The organism is Bradyrhizobium sp. Ce-3 (genome assembly GCF_022835695.1).
Lineage (GTDB): Bacteria > Pseudomonadota > Alphaproteobacteria > Rhizobiales > Xanthobacteraceae > Bradyrhizobium.
Map to the genome: position 1 here is coordinate 542138 of NZ_BQUV01000002.1, position 16915 is coordinate 559052.

Consider the following 16915-nt stretch of genomic DNA (forward strand, 5'->3'; position numbering starts at 1 on the left):
ATGCAAGCCGCCGCACGACATATCTCCGGGGTTATCGGTCTGGTCAGGCTGGGCGCTATCCGGTACTGCGGTCCCAGAGCCTTCAACGACAGGGAGTGCCCGCGCGGCATGCTGAGTGAAACTCCCGACAACCAGACGTCGGATGCCGCCCGATGGGCCCGGCTGATCGAAGCCGTTGCGGTCCGAAGGGATCGCGAGGCGTTCGCGGCGCTGTTTCGGCATTTTGCGCCGCGCATAAAGACGTTGATGCAGCGCTCGGGTGCGAGCGAGCAGCTTGCCGACGAGCTGGCGCAGGAGGCCCTGTACCTGGTGTGGTCGAAAGCCAGTCTCTTCGATGCCAAAAGCGGCGGCGCCGCAGCCTGGATATTCACGATCGCGCGAAACCTGCGCATTGACGCGCTCCGTCGTCAGAAGCGGACCCCAACCGGCGATACGTCCGAGACGGAGCTTGAGTTTCAGCGCGATGAGGGGCCATTGCCTGACGCGGGAATGCTGACATCTGAGATCGAAGCGCGGGTCCGTGACGCGCTATCGGTGCTACCGGACGAGCAGATGCGGGTGATCGAGCTATCCTTCTTTCACGAAACAGCCCATGCGGAGATCGCAAGGGCGCTCGATATCCCGCTCGGCACCGTCAAATCGCGCCTGCGGCTCGCGATGGCCCGGCTGCGCAGCTTGCTGGATGACTTCTCATGACCGTCCATCATCACCCCCCGGACGAGCTGTTGGCGGCGTTCGCAGCAGGTACCATCGACCTTGGCCAGCATGTTGCGATTGCCACCCATTTGGTCAGCTGTGCCAAGTGCCGCGGAGCGGTGCGGGCGATGGAGCATGTTGGCGGCGCGGTGCTGGCTGCACTGCCGCCGACCGCGATGTCGGACGGCTCGTTTGAGGCGTTGCAACGCAGGTTGGACGAGGCCTCGGGCAACTCCGCGGCGGTGCGGCGTCGGGGGCGGGCGTTCCGCGACGTGCCGGGCCTGCCGGACTTTCTGGACAGCTATCCCGACAGTTCGTGGCGATGGATTGCGCCAAAGGTGCATCTACGGCCAATCCGATTGCCTGAGCAAAGCGCGACGCGCGTCTTTCTGCTGAGGTCCAGCCCGGGAACCAGAATGATCGAGCATACGCACACGGGCTTTGAGATGACCTGCGTGCTGTCGGGAAGCTTCGTTCACGCCGGCGGCTGGTTCGGCCCCGGAGATTTCGACTTTGGTGACGGGGCGGTGGATCACGATATCAGGATCGACTCAGCCGAAGACTGCATCTGCCTGGTCGCAATGCAGGGCGATTTGAGGCTCAACGGAGTGATCGGCCGCTTGTTGCAGCCGTTGATCCGTATGTGACGGCTGCTCCCGGAAGATTGCTCGATGATCTCCCAATTCATCGTCATGGCACTCGCGATGTCTGCGGTCATGGCGATCGCCTGGTTCATTCAGCGCCGGACCGGGGCCACCGGATGGATCGATGTTTGCTGGACATTCGGGACCGGCCTGGTGGCCTGCGTGGCCAGCCTCGTCCCGGTCCCGACGGACGGGACGGGCAGCGCGCGGCACATCGTGGTGGCGCTGCTGGTCGCGATCTGGTCGCTCCGGCTCGGTGGTCACCTGCTGCTGCGAACCTGGAAGGCCGGCGATGATCCGCGCTATCGCGACCTGATCGATCAATGGGGCGCCACCGCCGACAGGCGGATGTTCCTGCAGTTGCAAGCGCAGGCGGCAGTTGGTTTGATTCTGGCGGTCTCGGTCGCGCTTGCTGCGCATAACCCGCGCACCGAGCTGGGGCTTGCGGATTTGCTCGGTGCGCTGCTGCTGCTGGCCGGCCTGATCGGGGAGGCGTTATCCGACGCGCAACTGCGCAAATTCCGCTCGGATCCCGCCAACCGACATCGGGTCTGCGAGGCTGGGCTATGGAAATGGTCGCGTCATCCGAACTATTTCTTCGAATGGCTTTGCTGGCTGGCCTATCCGCTGATCGCGATCGACGCCTCATATCCGGCCGGCTGGATCACGCTGCTGGCGCCGGCCTGCATGTACTGGGTTCTGGTCCACGTGTCTGGCGTACCTCCGCTCGAGCAACACATGCTGCGCTCGCGCGGCCAGCAATTCCGTGATGTGCAGGCGCGAACCCGGCCGTTCTTTCCATTTCCAAGGCTGAGGTCAGGCCACTAGCCTCGCTGTCACGAGATAGGCCGCCGTCGCGGAAATCGCCCCCAGCAGCGTTCCCCAGGTGACATCCAGCAAGGTCAGCTGGACGGTCCAGTTCCGCAATGTCGCCTGGTTGGTCAAATCGTACGTCATGTAGCTGAAAAAGCCGAGCAGCGCGCCGCCGAGCGTTGCCGAGCCAAGGCTTCCCGACTTCAGGGCGGGGAGTACGGCGAACACCACCAGCCCAACCGGGTAGATCAGATAGAAGACGATCGCCGGAGGCAGATTGACCTCGGTCGACAGGATGTCCCCGAGCGTCGGACGATACAGTCGGCTCGCCATCGTTCCAAGCCAGGCCATGTCGCAGAGCAGGAAGACGATCGACGTCGAGAGGTAAGCGTAGAGGTAGGTCATGTCGGGCCCGAAGGTTGAACGCCGCTATCTGCCGCAAGGTGCGACTCTCTCGAAGAGGTAACGATGGATCACGGCGTCTGGATCATGGTGACGCCGGTTAAGGCGCCTGAAGTTGCGGATTCGGCGCAACAGGGCCGAGAAATCCCCATGAAATCTTGGTAAGAATGGTGACTTCCGGCAGGGCCCGAAATGCGCGGGAATGGCCTAAAAAATAGGGCGAAGTCGATATCCGGGATGGCCGCGAATCACCGTGGATGCGACGTCGCGCAGTCGTGACAGGGCTGTCCGCCCCATCATCCCAAGGGTAGGATGGGACAACAGGTTCCATTGAAAGCATTGTCCCGTGAACGTCACCCAGACTACCGCTGAACGCGTCATTCGTGCGCCACAGAGGAAGTCTGGCTGCGGCGGAGGCCGGGTGTGACCCAGCCCGCATCCGTGATGATGCTTGGAGGCTGGTCCGGCCTCGCCGTTCGCCTGCGACGGGTCGCGGGACGTGCGCTCGTCGCGTTCGGTCTGGTCGCGGGCTCCGCCGGCTGCATTCTGACCCAGGATATCCCCGATCCGGCGCTTGACGTGCCGCAGGGCTACAAGGCTGCGCGCCTGGAGCGGCCGGGTGACGCGCTTCCGACGCTCGACTGGTGGCGCGGCTTCCGCTCCAAGGAGCTGACCCAGCTGATGGAGGAGGCGCAGACCGTCAACCTCGACATCGCCGCGGCGGTTGCGCGCTTCCGCCAGGCCGATGCGCTGGCACGGCAGGCCGGCGCTGCGCTGCTGCCGACCCTCAATCTCAATGGATCGGAGACTTATTCGCGCACCTCCGGCTCCAGCGCCAGCGGCCTCACCAATGGCGGACGCGAGGTGGTGAACTACAACGCCTCGCTGAGCGCGAGCTATCAGCTCGACTTCTGGGGACAGAATCGCGATGCAGCGCAGGCGGCGGAGGAGACCGCCGTCGCCAACCGGTTCGACCGCGAGGTGGTGGCGCTGACTACGCTTGCCAGCGTCGCCAACGCCTATTTCACGGTGCTCGCCACCCAGGACCGGCTGCGCACCGCGCAGCGCAATATCGCCAGCGCCGAGCGCATCCTCAACGCGATCAGGGATCGCTTCAAGGCCGGCACCGGCTCCGATCTCGACGTCGCGCAGCAGGAAAGCGTGCTTGCCAATCAGCGTGCGCTGGTGCCGCCGCTGCGCCAGACGCTCGACCAGAACATCAACGCGCTCGCGGTGCTGGTGTCGCGCCCCCCAGAAAGCGTGCGCATTGCCGGCGGCTCGCTCAACTCGGTCGCGATCCCGCGCGTCACGCCGGGCCTGCCGTCCGAATTGCTCACCCAGCGTCCCGATATCCGCCGGCAGGAGGCGCAGCTGGCGTCGGCCACCGCCAATGTCGGCAGCGCGCGGGCGCAGTTCTTCCCGAGCATCCAGCTGACCGGGACCGGCGGCTACCAGAGCCAGGCGCTGGTCTCGCTGTTCCAGCCGCATGCAGCCTTCTTCAACCTGGTCGGCAGCATGACCCAGCCGATCTTCGACGGCGGCCGGATCCTCGGCAATTTCGAGAACGCGAAGGCGCGGCAGGACGAGCTGCTGCAGACCTATCGCAAGACGGTGGTGCAGTCGTTCACCGATGTCGACAACGCGCTGGTCGCGATCCGCGAGACCACGCGGCGGCTGCAGCTGCAGCGCGACGTGCTGTCGTCGTCGCGGCGCGCCTTCGACCTTGCCGAGCAGCAGCTCAAGGCCGGCACCGCCGACATCGTAACTGTGCTAAATACGCAGCTGACCCTGTTCCAGGCGGAAGATGCTTATTCCCAGGCCCAGCTGGCCCGGCTATTGGCGATCGTGAGCCTGTATCAGGCCTTGGGGGGCGGCTGGGAACCGAAGATGGAAAGACCGGTCGATGCTCTTTAAGCCTGACTCGACGGATGACGAGAAAAGCACTGCGCCGCGCAAGCGGAGCCTCCTCTCGCGCCTGCTTGGGCGCATGGTGTCGCTGCTCATCACGCTCGTGATTCTCGGCGGGCTCGGCTATCTCGGCTGGCTTGCTTTCCAGCCCAAGCAAAATGGCGGCGGCGGGCGCGGCGCGGGCGCGCGGCCCGATCTGCCGGTGCCGGTGCTTGCGGCGACGCCGCAGGTGCACGACGTACCGGTCTATCTCGACGGCGTCGGCTCGGTGAAGGCGCTGAACACGGTCACCGTGCGCTCGCAGGTCGACGGCAAGCTGCTCAAGGTGAATTTCGTCGAGGGCCAGGACGTCAAGAAGGACGAGGTGCTGGGCGAGATCGATCCTGCGATCTATCAGGCGCAATACGACCAGGCCGTCGCCAAGAAGGCGCAGGACGTAGCTCTGCTGACCAACCAGAAGCTCGATCTCGTCCGCTATGAGCAGCTGGCCGCCAGCAATGCCGGCTCCAAGCAGCAGGCCGACACGCAGCGCGCGCTGGTCGCGCAGCAGGAGGCGCTGATCAAGGCCGATCAGGCCGCGATCGACAATGCGGCGGCGACGCTGAGCTACACCAAGATCGTCGCGCCGATCGCGGGGCGTGCCGGCCTGCGCCAGGTCGACCAGGGCAACATCATCCACGCCTCCGACACCACCGGGCTCGTGATCCTGACCCAGCTGCAACCGATCGCGGTGTGGTTCAGCCTGCCGCAGCAGCAGATCATGCGGGTCAACGCCGCGGCCGCGAAGGGCCAGCTGGCGGTCGACGTGTTCGGCAATGACGGCGTTACCGTGATCGACACCGGCAAGCTGACCGGCATCGACAACCAGGTCGATCCGACCACCGGCACGCTGAAGCTGAAGGCCGAATTGCCGAATGCCAGCTACCAGCTCTGGCCCGGCCAGTTCGTCAATGTGCGTCTCAAGGTCGAGACGTTGCCGCAGGCCATCGTGGTGCCGACCTCTGCCGTGCAGCGCGGCCCGGCGGGCACGTTCAGCTATGTGATCGGCGAGGACAACACCGTCACTGCCAAGCCGGTCACGGTCACGCAGCAGGACGAGCACGAGGCCGTCATCGCCAGCGGCCTGACCACGTCGGACCGCGTAGTGACGACGGGCTTTGCCAATCTCTCCGACGGCGCGAAGGTCGTGGTCGGCAAGGATGATGGACCGCCGTCCGCTGATCTCGCGCCGCGCAAGCGCAGCCGCAATCCCGACGGCAAGCGCGGTGCAGGCCAAGGCGAGGGGCAAGCCAAGGAACAGGGCAAAGAACAAGGCAAGGACGGCAGGCGGGACGGGCAGGGCGGCGAGCATCGCGGCCGGCGCGAGCATAGCGAAGGCGATCAGAAGGGGCAGACCGGCCCGGCGCCCGCGCCGGCGGCAGGGGGCGACCAGTCGGGCGGCGCGCCGAGGGCACAGCCATGACCGACATCCTGACCTCGTAATGTCCGACCCAACAGCGAGCACGCAGCCATGAGCGTCTCCGAACCGTTCATCCGCCGGCCGATCGCCACCTCGCTGCTTGGCATCGCCCTGATGATCGGCGGCGCGCTGGGCTACTGGGCGTTGCCGGTGTCCGCACTGCCGCAGGTCGATTTCCCGACCGTGCAGGTGACGACGCAACTGCCGGGCGCGAGTCCCGACGTGGTGGCCTCGTTGATCACGGCGCCGCTGGAGCGGCAGCTCGGCCAGATCCCGTCGCTGTCGTCGATGAACTCGACCAGTTCGTTCGGCGTCAGCCAGATCTCGCTGCAGTTCGACCTCAACCGCGACATCGACGGCGCCACCCAGGACGTGCAGGCCGCGATCAATGCCGCGGCCGGAATCCTGCCGAAGACGCTGCCGTACCCGCCGGTCTACGCCAAGGTGAATCCCGCCGACGCGCCGGTCATGACCCTGGCGCTGACCTCGGACACGATCTCGCTGCGGGCGATGAGCGATCTGGCCGATACCATCCTCGGCCAGCGGCTGAGCCAGATTTCCGGCGTCGGCCGGGTCTCGATCCTCGGCGGATTGAAGCCCGCGGTGCGCGTGCAGGCTGATCTCGCCCGGCTTGCGGCCTATGGCATCGCGATGGAGGATCTGCGCAACGCGATCGCCGGCGCCAACGTGTCGGGACCGAAGGGCTCGCTCGACGGCGCCCAGCAATCCTACACCATCGCTGCCAACGACCAGATCGCCGCTGCCGACGCCTACCGGCCGATCATCATCGCCTATCGCAACGGCTCGCCGGTCACGATCGGCGACGTCGCGCAAATCGTCGACGGGCTCGAGAACGACCGCACCGGCGGCTGGTACCAGGGCACGCCGGCCGTCATCATCGACATCCAGCGCCAGCCCGGCGCCAACGTCATCGACGTCGTCAAGCAGATCCGCGGCGAAATCCCGCGGCTGCAGCGGTCAGTGCCGGCCGGTGTCAAGCTGACCGTCGTCTCCGACCGTACCGTGACGATCCGCGCCTCGGTTCACGACGTGCAGTTCACGCTGATCCTGAGCGTCGTGCTGGTGACGCTGGTGGTGCTGTTGTTCCTGCGATCGTTGCGCGCGACCCTGATCGCCGGCGTCGCGCTGCCGCTGTCGCTGATCACGAGCTTCGGCGTCATGTATTTCGCCGGCTTCAGCCTCGACAATCTGTCGCTGATGGCGCTGACCATCGGAACCGGCTTCGTGGTCGACGACGCCATCGTCATGATCGAGAACATCGTCCGCCACATGGAAGACGGCGAGACGGTCATGGAGGCCTCGCTGAAGGGTGCCAGCGAGATCGGCTTCACCGTGATCTCGCTGACGGTGTCGCTGATCGCGGTGTTCATCCCGCTGCTGTTCATGTCCGGGCTGGTCGGCCGCATGTTCCGCGAATTCGCGCTGACCTTGACAATTGCGGTGGTCACCTCGGCGATCGTCTCGCTGACGCTGACGCCGATGATGTGCTCGCGGCTGCTGAAGAACATCCATGAGGAGATGGCGGTCCCGGGCCTCGCCGCGGTCAGCCGCTTCATCGACCGCATGGTGGAGTTCTACCATCGGACGCTGCTCTGGGTGCTGCAGCGCCAGCGCGCGACGCTACTGGTGACGTTCGCGACCATCGCGCTGACGCTCGTCATGTATGTGCTGGCGCCGAAGGGTTTTCTGCCATTACAGGATACTTCCTCGATCACGGCGGTGACCGAGGCCGGCCCCGACGTCTCGTTCGCCGAGATGCAGCGGCGGCAGGGCGCGGTCTCCGACCTCATCAAGGCCGATCCTGACGTCGTCGGCGTGGTCTCGGTGATCGGCTCGGGCTCGGTCAATCCGACCACCAATGTCGGCCGCCTGGTGATGACGCTGAAGCCGCTCGATCAGCGGCGCGACGGCGTCGTCAAGGTGATCGAGCGGCTGAAGCAGAAGATCGCGGCGGTGCCCGGCATGACCGTCTACTTCCAGCCGGTGCAGGACGTGCAGATCTCGACCCAGTCGAGCCGCTCGCAATACCAGTACACGCTGACCGCGACCGATGCCGCCGAGGTCTCGCAATGGTCACAAAAGCTCGTCGCCGAGATGCGGCGCGACCCGATCTTCCGCGACGTCTCCTCGGAAGCGCAGGAAGGTGGCCTGCGCGCGGCGCTCGACATCAACCGCCAGCGCGCCGGCCAGCTCGGCGTCAGTCTGCAGGGCGTCACCGACACGCTGAACGACGCCTTCGCGCAGCGCCAGATCTCGACGATATACGGCCAGGCCAACCAGTACCGCGTGGTGCTCGAGGCGTTGCCGATGTATCAGCGCGACCCCTCGATCCTGGACAAGCTCTATCTGCCGGGTGCTGCCGGCGCGCAGGTGCCGCTGTCGGCGGTGGCGACGCTGGTCCGCACCACGGCGCCGCTTGCGATCTCGCACCAGGCGCAATTCCCGTCGGTCTCGCTCAGCTTCAATCTCGCGCCCGGCGAAGCGCTTGGCGACGCGGTCGAGGCGGTGAAGGCAATCGAGACCAGGATCGGGATGCCGGGCAGCATCGTCGGCATCTACTCCGGCGACGCTGCCGAATTCGCCCGCGCGCTGGCCGGTCAGCCCTGGCTGATCCTGGCCGCGATCATCACGATCTACATCGTGCTCGGCGTGCTGTACGAGAGCTACATCCACCCGATCACGATCTTGTCGACGCTGCCTTCGGCCGGTGTCGGCGCCATCCTCGCCTTGATGCTGTGCGGGCAGGACCTCTCGGTGATCGGCCTGATCGGCATCATCCTGCTGATGGGCATCGTCAAGAAGAACGCGATCATGATGATCGACTTCGCGCTGGAGGCCGAGCGTCACAAGGGCATGGCGTCCTATGACGCCATCGTGCAGGCCTGCCTGCTGCGCTTCCGCCCGATCATGATGACGACGCTGGCGGCGCTGTTCGGCGCGCTGCCGCTCGCGATCGAAAGCGGCACCGGCGCCGAGCTGCGCTTTCCGCTCGGCATCTCGATCATCGGCGGCCTGCTGCTGAGCCAGCTGCTGACGCTCTACACCACGCCGGTGATCTATCTCGCGCTCGACCGGCTCAATCGCCGGATCGAGCGGGCGGTGCCGGAGCCGGGTCGCGGCGGCCCGCCGATCGCCGGCGCCACCGAGGGCATGCAGTGATCTCGATCTCCGAGCCCTTCATCCGCCGGCCGGTGGGCACCACCTTGCTGGCGATCGGGCTGTTCCTGGTCGGGATCGTCGCCTACGAGTTCTTGCCGGTGTCCTCGGTGCCGAATGTCGACTTCCCGACCATCCGGGTATCGGCGTCGAGGCCCGGGGCCGATCCCTCTGTGATGGCCGCGACGGTCGCGGCACCACTGGAGCGCAAGCTCGGCACCATTTCGGGTGTCGACCAGATCACCTCGACGAGCTCGCTCGGCACCACCAGCATCCAGGTGCAATTCTCGATCGGCCGCAACATCGACCGCGCTGCGCGCGACGTACAGGCCGCGATCAACGCCTCGCTCGCCGATCTGCCGAGCGACCTGCCGTCGCTGCCCAAGTTCCGCAAGGCCAATCCAGCCGCGGCACCCGTGTTCGTGCTGGCGCTGACCTCGAAGACGATCTCGACCAGCGCGATGTACGACGTCGCCGACACCGTGCTGGCGCAGCGCATCTCGCAGGTGCCGGGGGTAGGCGAGGTCACGGTCAGCGGCGCCGACCAGCCGGCGGTGCGCATTGCGCTCAATCCGGTATCGCTGGCCAATGCCGGGATCGCGACCGACGATGTCCGGCTGGCGATCATCAACGCCAATCCGCTGGGTCCGGTCGGCATCTTCAATGGCGACCGGCTGAGCGAGACGCTGTCGATCAACAAGCAGATGCGCACCGCGGCCGAGTTCCGCGACATCGTCATCAAGAGCTCGAACGGCAATTTCGTGCGGCTCTCCGATGTCGCCGAGGTCGAGGATTCCGTCCGCAATTCGCGCTCGATCGCCTGGTTCAACAAGCAGCCGGCGGTGCTGATCCAGATCACCAAGCAGGGCGACGCCAACGTCATCGACACCGTCGACAGCGTGCGCAGGATGCTGCCGGCACTGAGGCAATGGATCCCGGCCGGCGTCGAGATATCGACCCTGGTCGATCGCACCGGAACCATCCGCGCCAGCGTCGAGGATATGCAGTTCACGCTGCTGGCGACCGCCATGCTGGTCATGGTCGTGGTGTTCGTGTTCCTGCGCAGGATCGTGCCGACGATCGCAGCCGGCGTCTCGGTGCCGCTGGCGCTGGCCGGCACCTGCGCCGGGATGTGGCTCGCCGGCTTCTCGATCGACAATCTGTCGCTGATGGCGCTCGCGATCTCCGTTGGTTTCGTGGTCGACGACGCCATCGTGATGATCGAGAACATGTATCGCAATCTCGAGCAGGGCATGGCGCCGTATCCGGCCGCGGTCGAAGGCGCCAAGCAGATCGGCTTCACGGTGCTGTCGATCTCGCTCTCGCTGATCGCGGCCTTCACGCCGCTGATCTTCATGGACGGCATCGTCGGCCGGCTGCTGCGGGAATTCTCGCTGACCCTGACGTTCGCCATCATCGTGTCGACCCTGGTGTCGGTGACGATCACGCCGATGATCTGCGCGCACTACATCAAGGAGGCGACCTCGGATCGCGCCACCTGGTACGACCGCGCCATCGAGGGCACGCTGTCGCGGGTCGTGGCGTTCTATGCATCGACGCTGCGGATCGTGCTCGGCTATCCGTTCCTGACGCTGGTGGTGTTCTTCGCCACCGTGGCGCTGACGGTGACGCTCTACATCAAGACCCCGAAAGGCTATTTCCCGACCGACGACAGCGGCTTCGTGATCGGCTCGACGCGGGCTTCGGCCGATATCTCGTTCCAGGCGATGCTCCAGCTGCAGCAGCGGCTGGCCGACATCGTGATGGCCGATCCCGCGGTCGCCGGCATCGGCTCGTCGGTCGGCTCCGGCGGCGGCCCGGGCGGCGCCACCTCCAACCGCGGCACCATGTTCATCAGCCTGAAGCCGCCGGAGGAGCGGGCAGGGCTGTCGACCGCGCAGGTGATCGACCGGCTGCGCCGCAACCTGTTCATGGTGCCCGGCATCCGCCTGTTCATGTTCGCCGCCCAGGACATCCGCACCGGCGGCCGGCAGAGCGATTCCGACTACCAGTACACGCTCGCTTCGACCGATCTCGATCTGTTGCAGAAATGGGCGCCGCTCGTCGCCAAGCGCATGGAGACCGTGGAGGGCATCACCGACGTCTCCTCCGATCGCGATCCCGGCGGCCTGCAGCTCAACCTCGTGATCGACCGCAAGATCGCCTCCAGCCTCGGCGTCCGGGTGCAGGACATCGACAACGCGCTCAACAACGCCTTCTCGCAGCGGCAGATCTCGTACATCTACACCCAGCGCAACCAGTACGTGGTGGTGCTCGAGATCGATCCGAAGTTCCAGAGCGACCCGTCGAACCTCGAGCGCATCTATGTCGCCGGCGCCAATGACGTGCAGGTGCCGCTGTCGGCGCTGGTGCACACCCAGCGCGGATTGTCGGCGCTCGCGGTCTATCACTCCGGCGGCTTCCCCTCGACCACGGTGTCGTTCAACCTGCTGCCGGACGTGCCGCTGGAGGTCGCAACCACCAACATCCAGCAGGCGGTCAACGAGCTGCATATGCCGGAAGGCATCCGCGGCAGCTTCGACGGCAATGCCGGCGACTTCAACAAGACCAGCGGGCGGCAGCCGCTCTTGATCCTCGGCGCACTGGTCGCGATGTATATCGTGCTCGGCGTGCTCTATGAGAGCCTGGCGCATCCGATCACGATCATCTCGACCTTGCCGTCGGCCGGCCTCGGCGCCCTGCTGGCATTGCAGGTGACCAACACGCCGCTCACCGTGATCGCCTTCGTTGGCATCATCCTGCTGATCGGCATCGTCAAGAAGAACGGCATCATGATGGTCGACTTCGCGCTCGACGCCGAGCGGCATCAGGGCCTGTCGTCGCGGGATGCAATCTTCGAGGCCTGCCGGGCACGCTTCCGCCCCATCCTGATGACGACGATGGCCGCGCTGTTCGCCGGCATTCCGCTCGTCATTGCGACCGGCCCAGGCACCGAGCTGCGCCGCCCGCTCGGCATCACCATCATCGGCGGCCTGTTCGTGTCGCAGATCCTGACGCTCTACACCACGCCGGTGATCTATCTGTTGATCGACCGGCTGCGCCAGCGCGGCGCGCCGTCCGGCGTGCACGCGCCTGCGGAATAGTTTGAATTGCGCCGTTGCAAGCGTATAGCGGAGCCATGACCGAACCGACCGAAGTCAAGATCGACGATGTCACCGAGGTGGAGGATTGCCCGCATTGCGGCAAGCCGCTGCCACTGTGCATCTGCGACAGCGTTACGCCGATCGAGAGCCGCATCCAGCTCCTGATCCTGGTCCATCCGCAGGAGCAGGACAGGGCGCTGGGCACCGCGCGTCTGCTGGCGCGGCATTTCGCGAAGTCCGTGGTCCGGATCGGGCTGTCCTGGCCGAGCCTTGCCAAGGCGCTCGGCCGGCCGGTGCCCGATCCGTCACGCTGGGCGGTGCTCTATCTCGGCTCGGCCAAGGTCGAGGAGCTCGATACCGATGCCGAGATCGTCGCGATCAACCGCAAGGGCGAGCTTGAGCCGCATCAGCGCGCGATTCTCTCCGACATCGAAGGCATCGTGCTGCTCGACGGCACCTGGAGCCAGGCCAAGGCGCTGTGGTGGCGCAACGCCTGGATGCTGAAATGCCAGCGGGTGATTCTCGGGCCGAAACGGCCCTCGCTGTACGGCAAGCTGCGCCGGGAACCGCGCCGCGACGGCCTGTCCACCATCGAGGCGGCAGCGATCCTGCTCGCTGGGCTGGAGAAGCGGCCGGATATCGCCACAGCGTTAACCGATAGTTTTGAGCGGATGCTGGCGAGATTCCGCGAAGTGCAGGCCGAAATGCCGGAATTGGCGCCCAAACCGAAGAAGCGGGACCTCCGGAAGCGCCGGCGTTAGCTGTCCAGCTTGGTTGCCTATCGCGGAGAGGGCGTATATGAAGTGCGCCGCAAGGGGCCACGTGGCGGAGTGGTTACGCAACGGTCTGCAAAACCGTGTACACCAGTTCAATTCTGGTCGTGGCCTCCACTCACCTCATCAATGGCTTGCAGCCAACACATGAAAAGCCGCTTTAGCTCGCGGCGTACCAACCTTCGGGAAACGGAATCAGCGGCCACGGCGCCTGGTTGTCATTGGCGGCGCGCGGCGCCGGCTGAATGCGAGGCGAGGGTTGAGCCACGAAATCCTCCTGAGCAATAGGCGCGATCGCCGTCCGCACGGCGTCCAGCAGCAGATCAAATTCGACTTCGCTCATCGCGCTCTCCGAGGTTCGAGAGCGCCATGGTCGCAAAACTGTCTTCGGTCCGGATTGAGCTAATCGTTCGAATTTTATGAAAAGAACGATGGCGCCCGCTTTGGTTAATGAACGGCTGACGACCCCGCGGGGAACCTAGGTCGGCAGGGCCGCACCTCGTGTGAGACAAATCACATCTTGCGAAAAACTCTTCCCGGACTTTCCGGCGGTACTCATAGCGCTCGAATGTCGCAGGAATTTTAGGAAGACATGACAATGACGACAAACGCAGCGGGCTGCTCCTGAACGGTGCACATCGTGTAGGCCTGCTGTCTATCGCCTCTGCGCGGAGGAAATTCCCGAAACCCGCGCGCGCGTGATCATGTCAGCCCGGAGAGATCAGCCGGCAGCATGGCCTTGAATTGCGTCAACGCCTGCCGCGCCTTCTTCGGCGGCAGGGTGATGGCGTGACGCACCGCGGCCGCGATCAGCGTCATCAGCAGCCCTGAGAATGTGGTGAGGGTGGCGGCAGGCACGGTGGGTGCTACCCGTTTGATTGCATCGGAGAGCAAGCCGGAGAGCACGGCCATGTCGTCCGCATCGAGCCTCTGCAGGGCGCGGTCGGCTTGCGTCGCCTGCCAGATGTCGCGCATCACAGGCTCGCGCATGAACATCTCGTAGTAGCTGTCGACGATCCGGCACAGCGCCGGGTGCAGGTCGTGCTCGGCCGCGACGGCGGCCAGATCGCGCCCGACGCAATCACGTCCGACGGCGTTGTGCCGCTCCGCCAGCGTGCCGATGATCGCGGCCTTGTCCGGGAAGTACTGGTAGAGTGAGCCGAACGCGATGCCGCTGCGTTCGACGATGTCGCTCATGCGGAAGGCCTCGCTGCCCTTTTCCGCCATGATCTCGGTCGCGCAGGCAAGGATGCGCTCGAACCGCTCGCGGCTGCGCTGCTGCGTCGGCGCAAGCCGCGCCAGGGCGGGCAGGGGCGCCTCCTCCGTGCGCGCGGTCTTTCGTTTCGCCATCGCTCTCCTCCGCAGGGGCTTGACGTTTCTAATACGAGAGTTTATCGCATTTTTCAAATACGAGTATCTCTCGCATTTGGAGGATGGAACGATGCGCAATGTCCTGACCTCGGGCTTGTTGTGGTTTTCGGCGCTCGGCTGCGGGCTGCTTGCCGGGGTCTATTTCGCGTTCTCGGCCTTCGTCATGACCTCGCTCGGCCGCATCGAACAATCCGCCGGCATCTCGGCGATGAACGCGATCGATTTCGGCATCGTGCGCTCGCTGTTCATGCCGGTCTTCCTCGGCACCACGCTGTCCTGCGCCGTGCTGGTCGTGCTCGGCGCGCTGCGCTGGCAGGAACCGGGCGCGGTGGCGATGATTGGCGGCGGCGTCCTCTATGTCGTCGGGATGTTCGTCGTCACGGCGGTCTTCAACGTGCCGCTGAACGATCAGCTTGCGGCCACCGATCCCGCGAGCGCTGCGGCCGCGCCGGTCTGGGCGCGTTATCTGACCGACTGGACCTTCTGGAACCACGTGCGGACCATCGCCTCGCTCGCGGCGACCGCGCTGTTCATCGTGGCCATCGCGGCGCGATAGCGCGGTTTCACGCGCTGCGCTTCGCATTTTGTGCACGATTTGTACTCGTGCGGCGCGGTCGTTAAGGAAGTGATGCCGCACGCCGACGTGCGGCCGACTGCCAGGAGAATTTCAACGAAACACATTTTACCGGCACTGCTTGTGATGGGACTGGCGCTGATTGCATCGCCCGCGTCAGCCGCCGATAACCGCAACGTCTCGGTGGTCAACGAGACCGGATACGCCATCAAGTTTCTCGGCTTCAACGGGCCCGATGACGGCCTCGACGAGTGGGAGAACGAGCTCGAGGGCACGCTGAAGAATCAGGACACCGCGTACGTCGAGTTCGGCAACGACGACGAAGGCTGCGTCTGGAATATCAAGGTGGACTGGGCCAACTACAATGAATCGGTGCTCTGGAAGAACGTCAACCTGTGTAAGCTCAACGTTCTGAGGCTGCGCTACGACCCCGGCACCAAGACCACCTCGTTCACTGCGGAATGACGATGGCGGCACGCGCGGCGTGCACGCCGAAGAATCAAGGGCGCGGCGGATTGGCCGCGCCGGCGGCGTATCGAGGCCCTCTCGGCGCCGATAGCGGGACAGCCGGGACAGGCCTGCATCACCCTGGAACGCCCGCAAAGCCTTGCGCGGCAGAGGTTTACTGTCTCTGGCTAAAGTTTCGCCGGAGGCCCATTTGGTTCTTTGCAAGCCCGAAAGGCTTTGTTATACGCTGCCCGCTCGCGAACGTTTTGTTCGCCTATTCCTCGGTAGCTCAGCGGTAGAGCATTCGACTGTTAATCGAATGGTCGCTGGTTCGAATCCAGCCCGGGGAGCCAGTTTTGCTGGCCCCATCAAACTCTCGTCATCGCCAATCACAAGCTTGTGGCCCGCAACCGGCAGGCCAAAAACGTCGTCAAATCGACTCAATAGCCGTCGACACTTTGTCCTGCCGGGTCTTGAGAGGTGATTTTGATGGCCATTAACCTGATCGACCTGTCGATGCCGCAGCCGACACTGGTGCCGAATGATGCGCCCTGCATCAGCGACGATGAGTGTGTTCGCCGGCTCGCGAGGGCCGTCGAGGAGCATGATTCCGAGCATCTCGATGAGGTCGCCCGCTTGATCGGCCGGCTCGCCGTTACGATCGAATAAAACGCACCAGGGTGCGCGTCCCGGGAGCGCGTTTCGCGCGCCAACGCCGTGTTGCGTTTTGGCGGAGCTTGTTCCAAAAGATGGCCCTGTTCTAGCTTCTCCAGCGGCAATGCCGCGACTTGCAGGGTCTCCGCCAATGAACGGTTTTTCGACCGCGCGCCAGTACATGGTCGATGGTCAGGTGCGTCCGAGCGACGTGACTGACGATCGAATTCTCGAAGCCATGCTGACGGTGCCGCGCGAGGTGTTCGTCCCGGCCAGCAAGCAGGCGCTCGCCTATCTGGACCTCGATCTGGATGTCGCCGAGGGCGGCGCGGCCAAGCGCTGTCTGATTACGCCGGCGCTGCTCGCCAAGATGCTCCAGGCCGCCGAGATCAAGGTGACCGACCGGGTCCTGGTCGTCGGCTGCGCGACCGGCTACGCCGCCGCCATCGTGGCGCGGTTTGCGGCGCAGGTCAGCGCGACGGAGAGCGATCCGGCGCTTGCCCCGAAGGCGACTGCCGTCTTGGCCCAGCTCGGGCTGCAGAACGTGACGGTCAGGACCGCCGCGGCCGCCGACGGCGATGCCGCGGGCGCGCCCTATGACGTCATCGTTCTCAATGGCGCGACCGAGATCGTTCCGACCGGGTTGTTCGGCCAGCTCAAGGAGGGGGGCCGGCTGGTCGGGGTGTTCGGCCTGACGCCACCGCCGCGCGCCACCCTCGTGACCCACTCCCACGGGGATTTCGGCCATCGCGAGCTGTTCGACGCCGCGGCGCCCGTGCTGCCCGGATTCGAGCGGGTTCCTGCCTTCGTCTTCTGACCGCTACCGCGCTGCGCTGGCTGATAAAATCCCGTTCTGAATCAGAAGTGTGGCCCGTTTGCCCCATGTGAAGAGT

At 65.1% G+C, this 16915-nt stretch carries 15 protein-coding genes and 2 tRNA genes; 14 read left to right on the top strand and 3 right to left on the bottom strand.

What is annotated here, in order from left to right:
- The first annotated feature begins 108 nt into the window (after positions 1-108).
- From BRSPCE3_RS08950 to BRSPCE3_RS08960, 3 genes are read left to right on the top strand one after another with little or no spacing between them, the layout of a single operon-like run.
- Positions 109-696 (top strand): sigma-70 family RNA polymerase sigma factor, encoded by a 588-nt coding sequence (locus tag BRSPCE3_RS08950; RefSeq protein WP_244065432.1) that lies wholly within the window; start codon positions 109-111, stop codon positions 694-696.
- Complete coding sequence (locus BRSPCE3_RS08955; protein WP_244065433.1) at positions 693-1343, top strand: ChrR family anti-sigma-E factor; 651 nt, start codon at positions 693-695, stop codon at positions 1341-1343. The genes BRSPCE3_RS08950 and BRSPCE3_RS08955 overlap by 4 nt, the downstream gene beginning before the upstream one ends.
- 24 nt (positions 1344-1367) lie before the next feature.
- On the top strand, positions 1368-2168 hold the full coding sequence (locus BRSPCE3_RS08960; RefSeq protein ID WP_244065434.1) for a DUF1295 domain-containing protein: 801 nt from the start codon (positions 1368-1370) through the stop codon (positions 2166-2168).
- On the opposite strand, the gene BRSPCE3_RS08965 is transcribed toward BRSPCE3_RS08960, so the two are convergent.
- Positions 2157-2558, bottom strand: a complete 402-nt coding sequence (locus tag BRSPCE3_RS08965; protein WP_244065435.1) for a DUF2177 family protein — start codon at positions 2556-2558, stop codon at positions 2157-2159. The two genes, BRSPCE3_RS08960 and BRSPCE3_RS08965, sit on opposite strands and share 12 nt — an antisense overlap.
- A gap of 444 nt (positions 2559-3002) precedes the next feature.
- On the opposite strand from BRSPCE3_RS08965, the gene BRSPCE3_RS08970 reads away from it, so the two are divergent.
- The 6 genes from BRSPCE3_RS08970 (at position 3003) to BRSPCE3_RS08995 (ending at position 13093) form a co-directional block, all read left to right on the top strand.
- A complete protein-coding gene (locus BRSPCE3_RS08970; protein WP_375709892.1) occupies positions 3003-4469 on the top strand; it encodes an efflux transporter outer membrane subunit in 1467 nt (488 codons plus the stop codon).
- A complete protein-coding gene (locus tag BRSPCE3_RS08975) occupies positions 4459-5925 on the top strand; it encodes an efflux RND transporter periplasmic adaptor subunit (RefSeq protein WP_244065436.1) in 1467 nt (488 codons plus the stop codon). The genes BRSPCE3_RS08970 and BRSPCE3_RS08975 overlap by 11 nt, the downstream gene beginning before the upstream one ends.
- A 48-nt stretch (positions 5926-5973) precedes the next feature.
- Positions 5974-9102, top strand: a complete 3129-nt coding sequence (locus BRSPCE3_RS08980; protein ID WP_244065437.1) for an efflux RND transporter permease subunit — start codon at positions 5974-5976, stop codon at positions 9100-9102.
- Positions 9099-12203 (top strand): efflux RND transporter permease subunit, encoded by a 3105-nt coding sequence (locus BRSPCE3_RS08985; RefSeq protein ID WP_244065438.1) that lies wholly within the window; start codon positions 9099-9101, stop codon positions 12201-12203. Before BRSPCE3_RS08980 ends, BRSPCE3_RS08985 begins: the two co-directional genes overlap by 4 nt.
- A gap of 35 nt (positions 12204-12238) precedes the next feature.
- Positions 12239-12964, top strand: a complete 726-nt coding sequence (locus tag BRSPCE3_RS08990) for a tRNA-uridine aminocarboxypropyltransferase (RefSeq protein ID WP_244065439.1) — start codon at positions 12239-12241, stop codon at positions 12962-12964.
- 55 nt (positions 12965-13019) lie between these two features.
- Positions 13020-13093: transfer RNA gene (locus BRSPCE3_RS08995), tRNA-Cys, on the top strand.
- A gap of 43 nt (positions 13094-13136) precedes the next feature.
- Here the strand turns inward: BRSPCE3_RS08995 and BRSPCE3_RS09000 are convergent.
- Positions 13137-13319, bottom strand: coding sequence for a hypothetical protein (locus BRSPCE3_RS09000; protein WP_244065440.1), 183 nt, complete (start codon positions 13317-13319; stop codon positions 13137-13139).
- A gap of 359 nt (positions 13320-13678) precedes the next feature.
- Positions 13679-14326: a TetR family transcriptional regulator gene (locus BRSPCE3_RS09005; RefSeq protein WP_244065441.1), complete on the bottom strand. Its 648-nt coding sequence runs from the start codon at positions 14324-14326 to the stop codon at positions 13679-13681.
- Between the two features lie 91 nt (positions 14327-14417).
- Here BRSPCE3_RS09005 and BRSPCE3_RS09010 point away from each other — a divergent pair, with 91 nt between their 5' ends.
- From BRSPCE3_RS09010 to BRSPCE3_RS09030, 5 genes are all read left to right on the top strand, one after another.
- A complete protein-coding gene (locus BRSPCE3_RS09010; protein ID WP_244065442.1) occupies positions 14418-14903 on the top strand; it encodes a DUF1772 domain-containing protein in 486 nt (161 codons plus the stop codon).
- Positions 14904-15047: 144 nt separating this feature from the next.
- Positions 15048-15386, top strand: coding sequence for a hypothetical protein (locus BRSPCE3_RS09015; protein WP_244065443.1), 339 nt, complete (start codon positions 15048-15050; stop codon positions 15384-15386).
- A 260-nt stretch (positions 15387-15646) separates the two neighbouring features.
- Positions 15647-15721, top strand: a tRNA-Asn gene (locus BRSPCE3_RS09020).
- Positions 15722-15857: 136 nt separating this feature from the next.
- The gene (locus BRSPCE3_RS09025) at positions 15858-16037 is read left to right on the top strand and encodes a hypothetical protein (protein WP_244065444.1); all 180 of its coding nucleotides are present in this window, start codon (positions 15858-15860) and stop codon (positions 16035-16037) included.
- A gap of 136 nt (positions 16038-16173) precedes the next feature.
- Positions 16174-16839: a protein-L-isoaspartate O-methyltransferase gene (locus tag BRSPCE3_RS09030; protein ID WP_244065445.1), complete on the top strand. Its 666-nt coding sequence runs from the start codon at positions 16174-16176 to the stop codon at positions 16837-16839.
- The last annotated feature ends 76 nt before the right edge of the window (positions 16840-16915 follow it).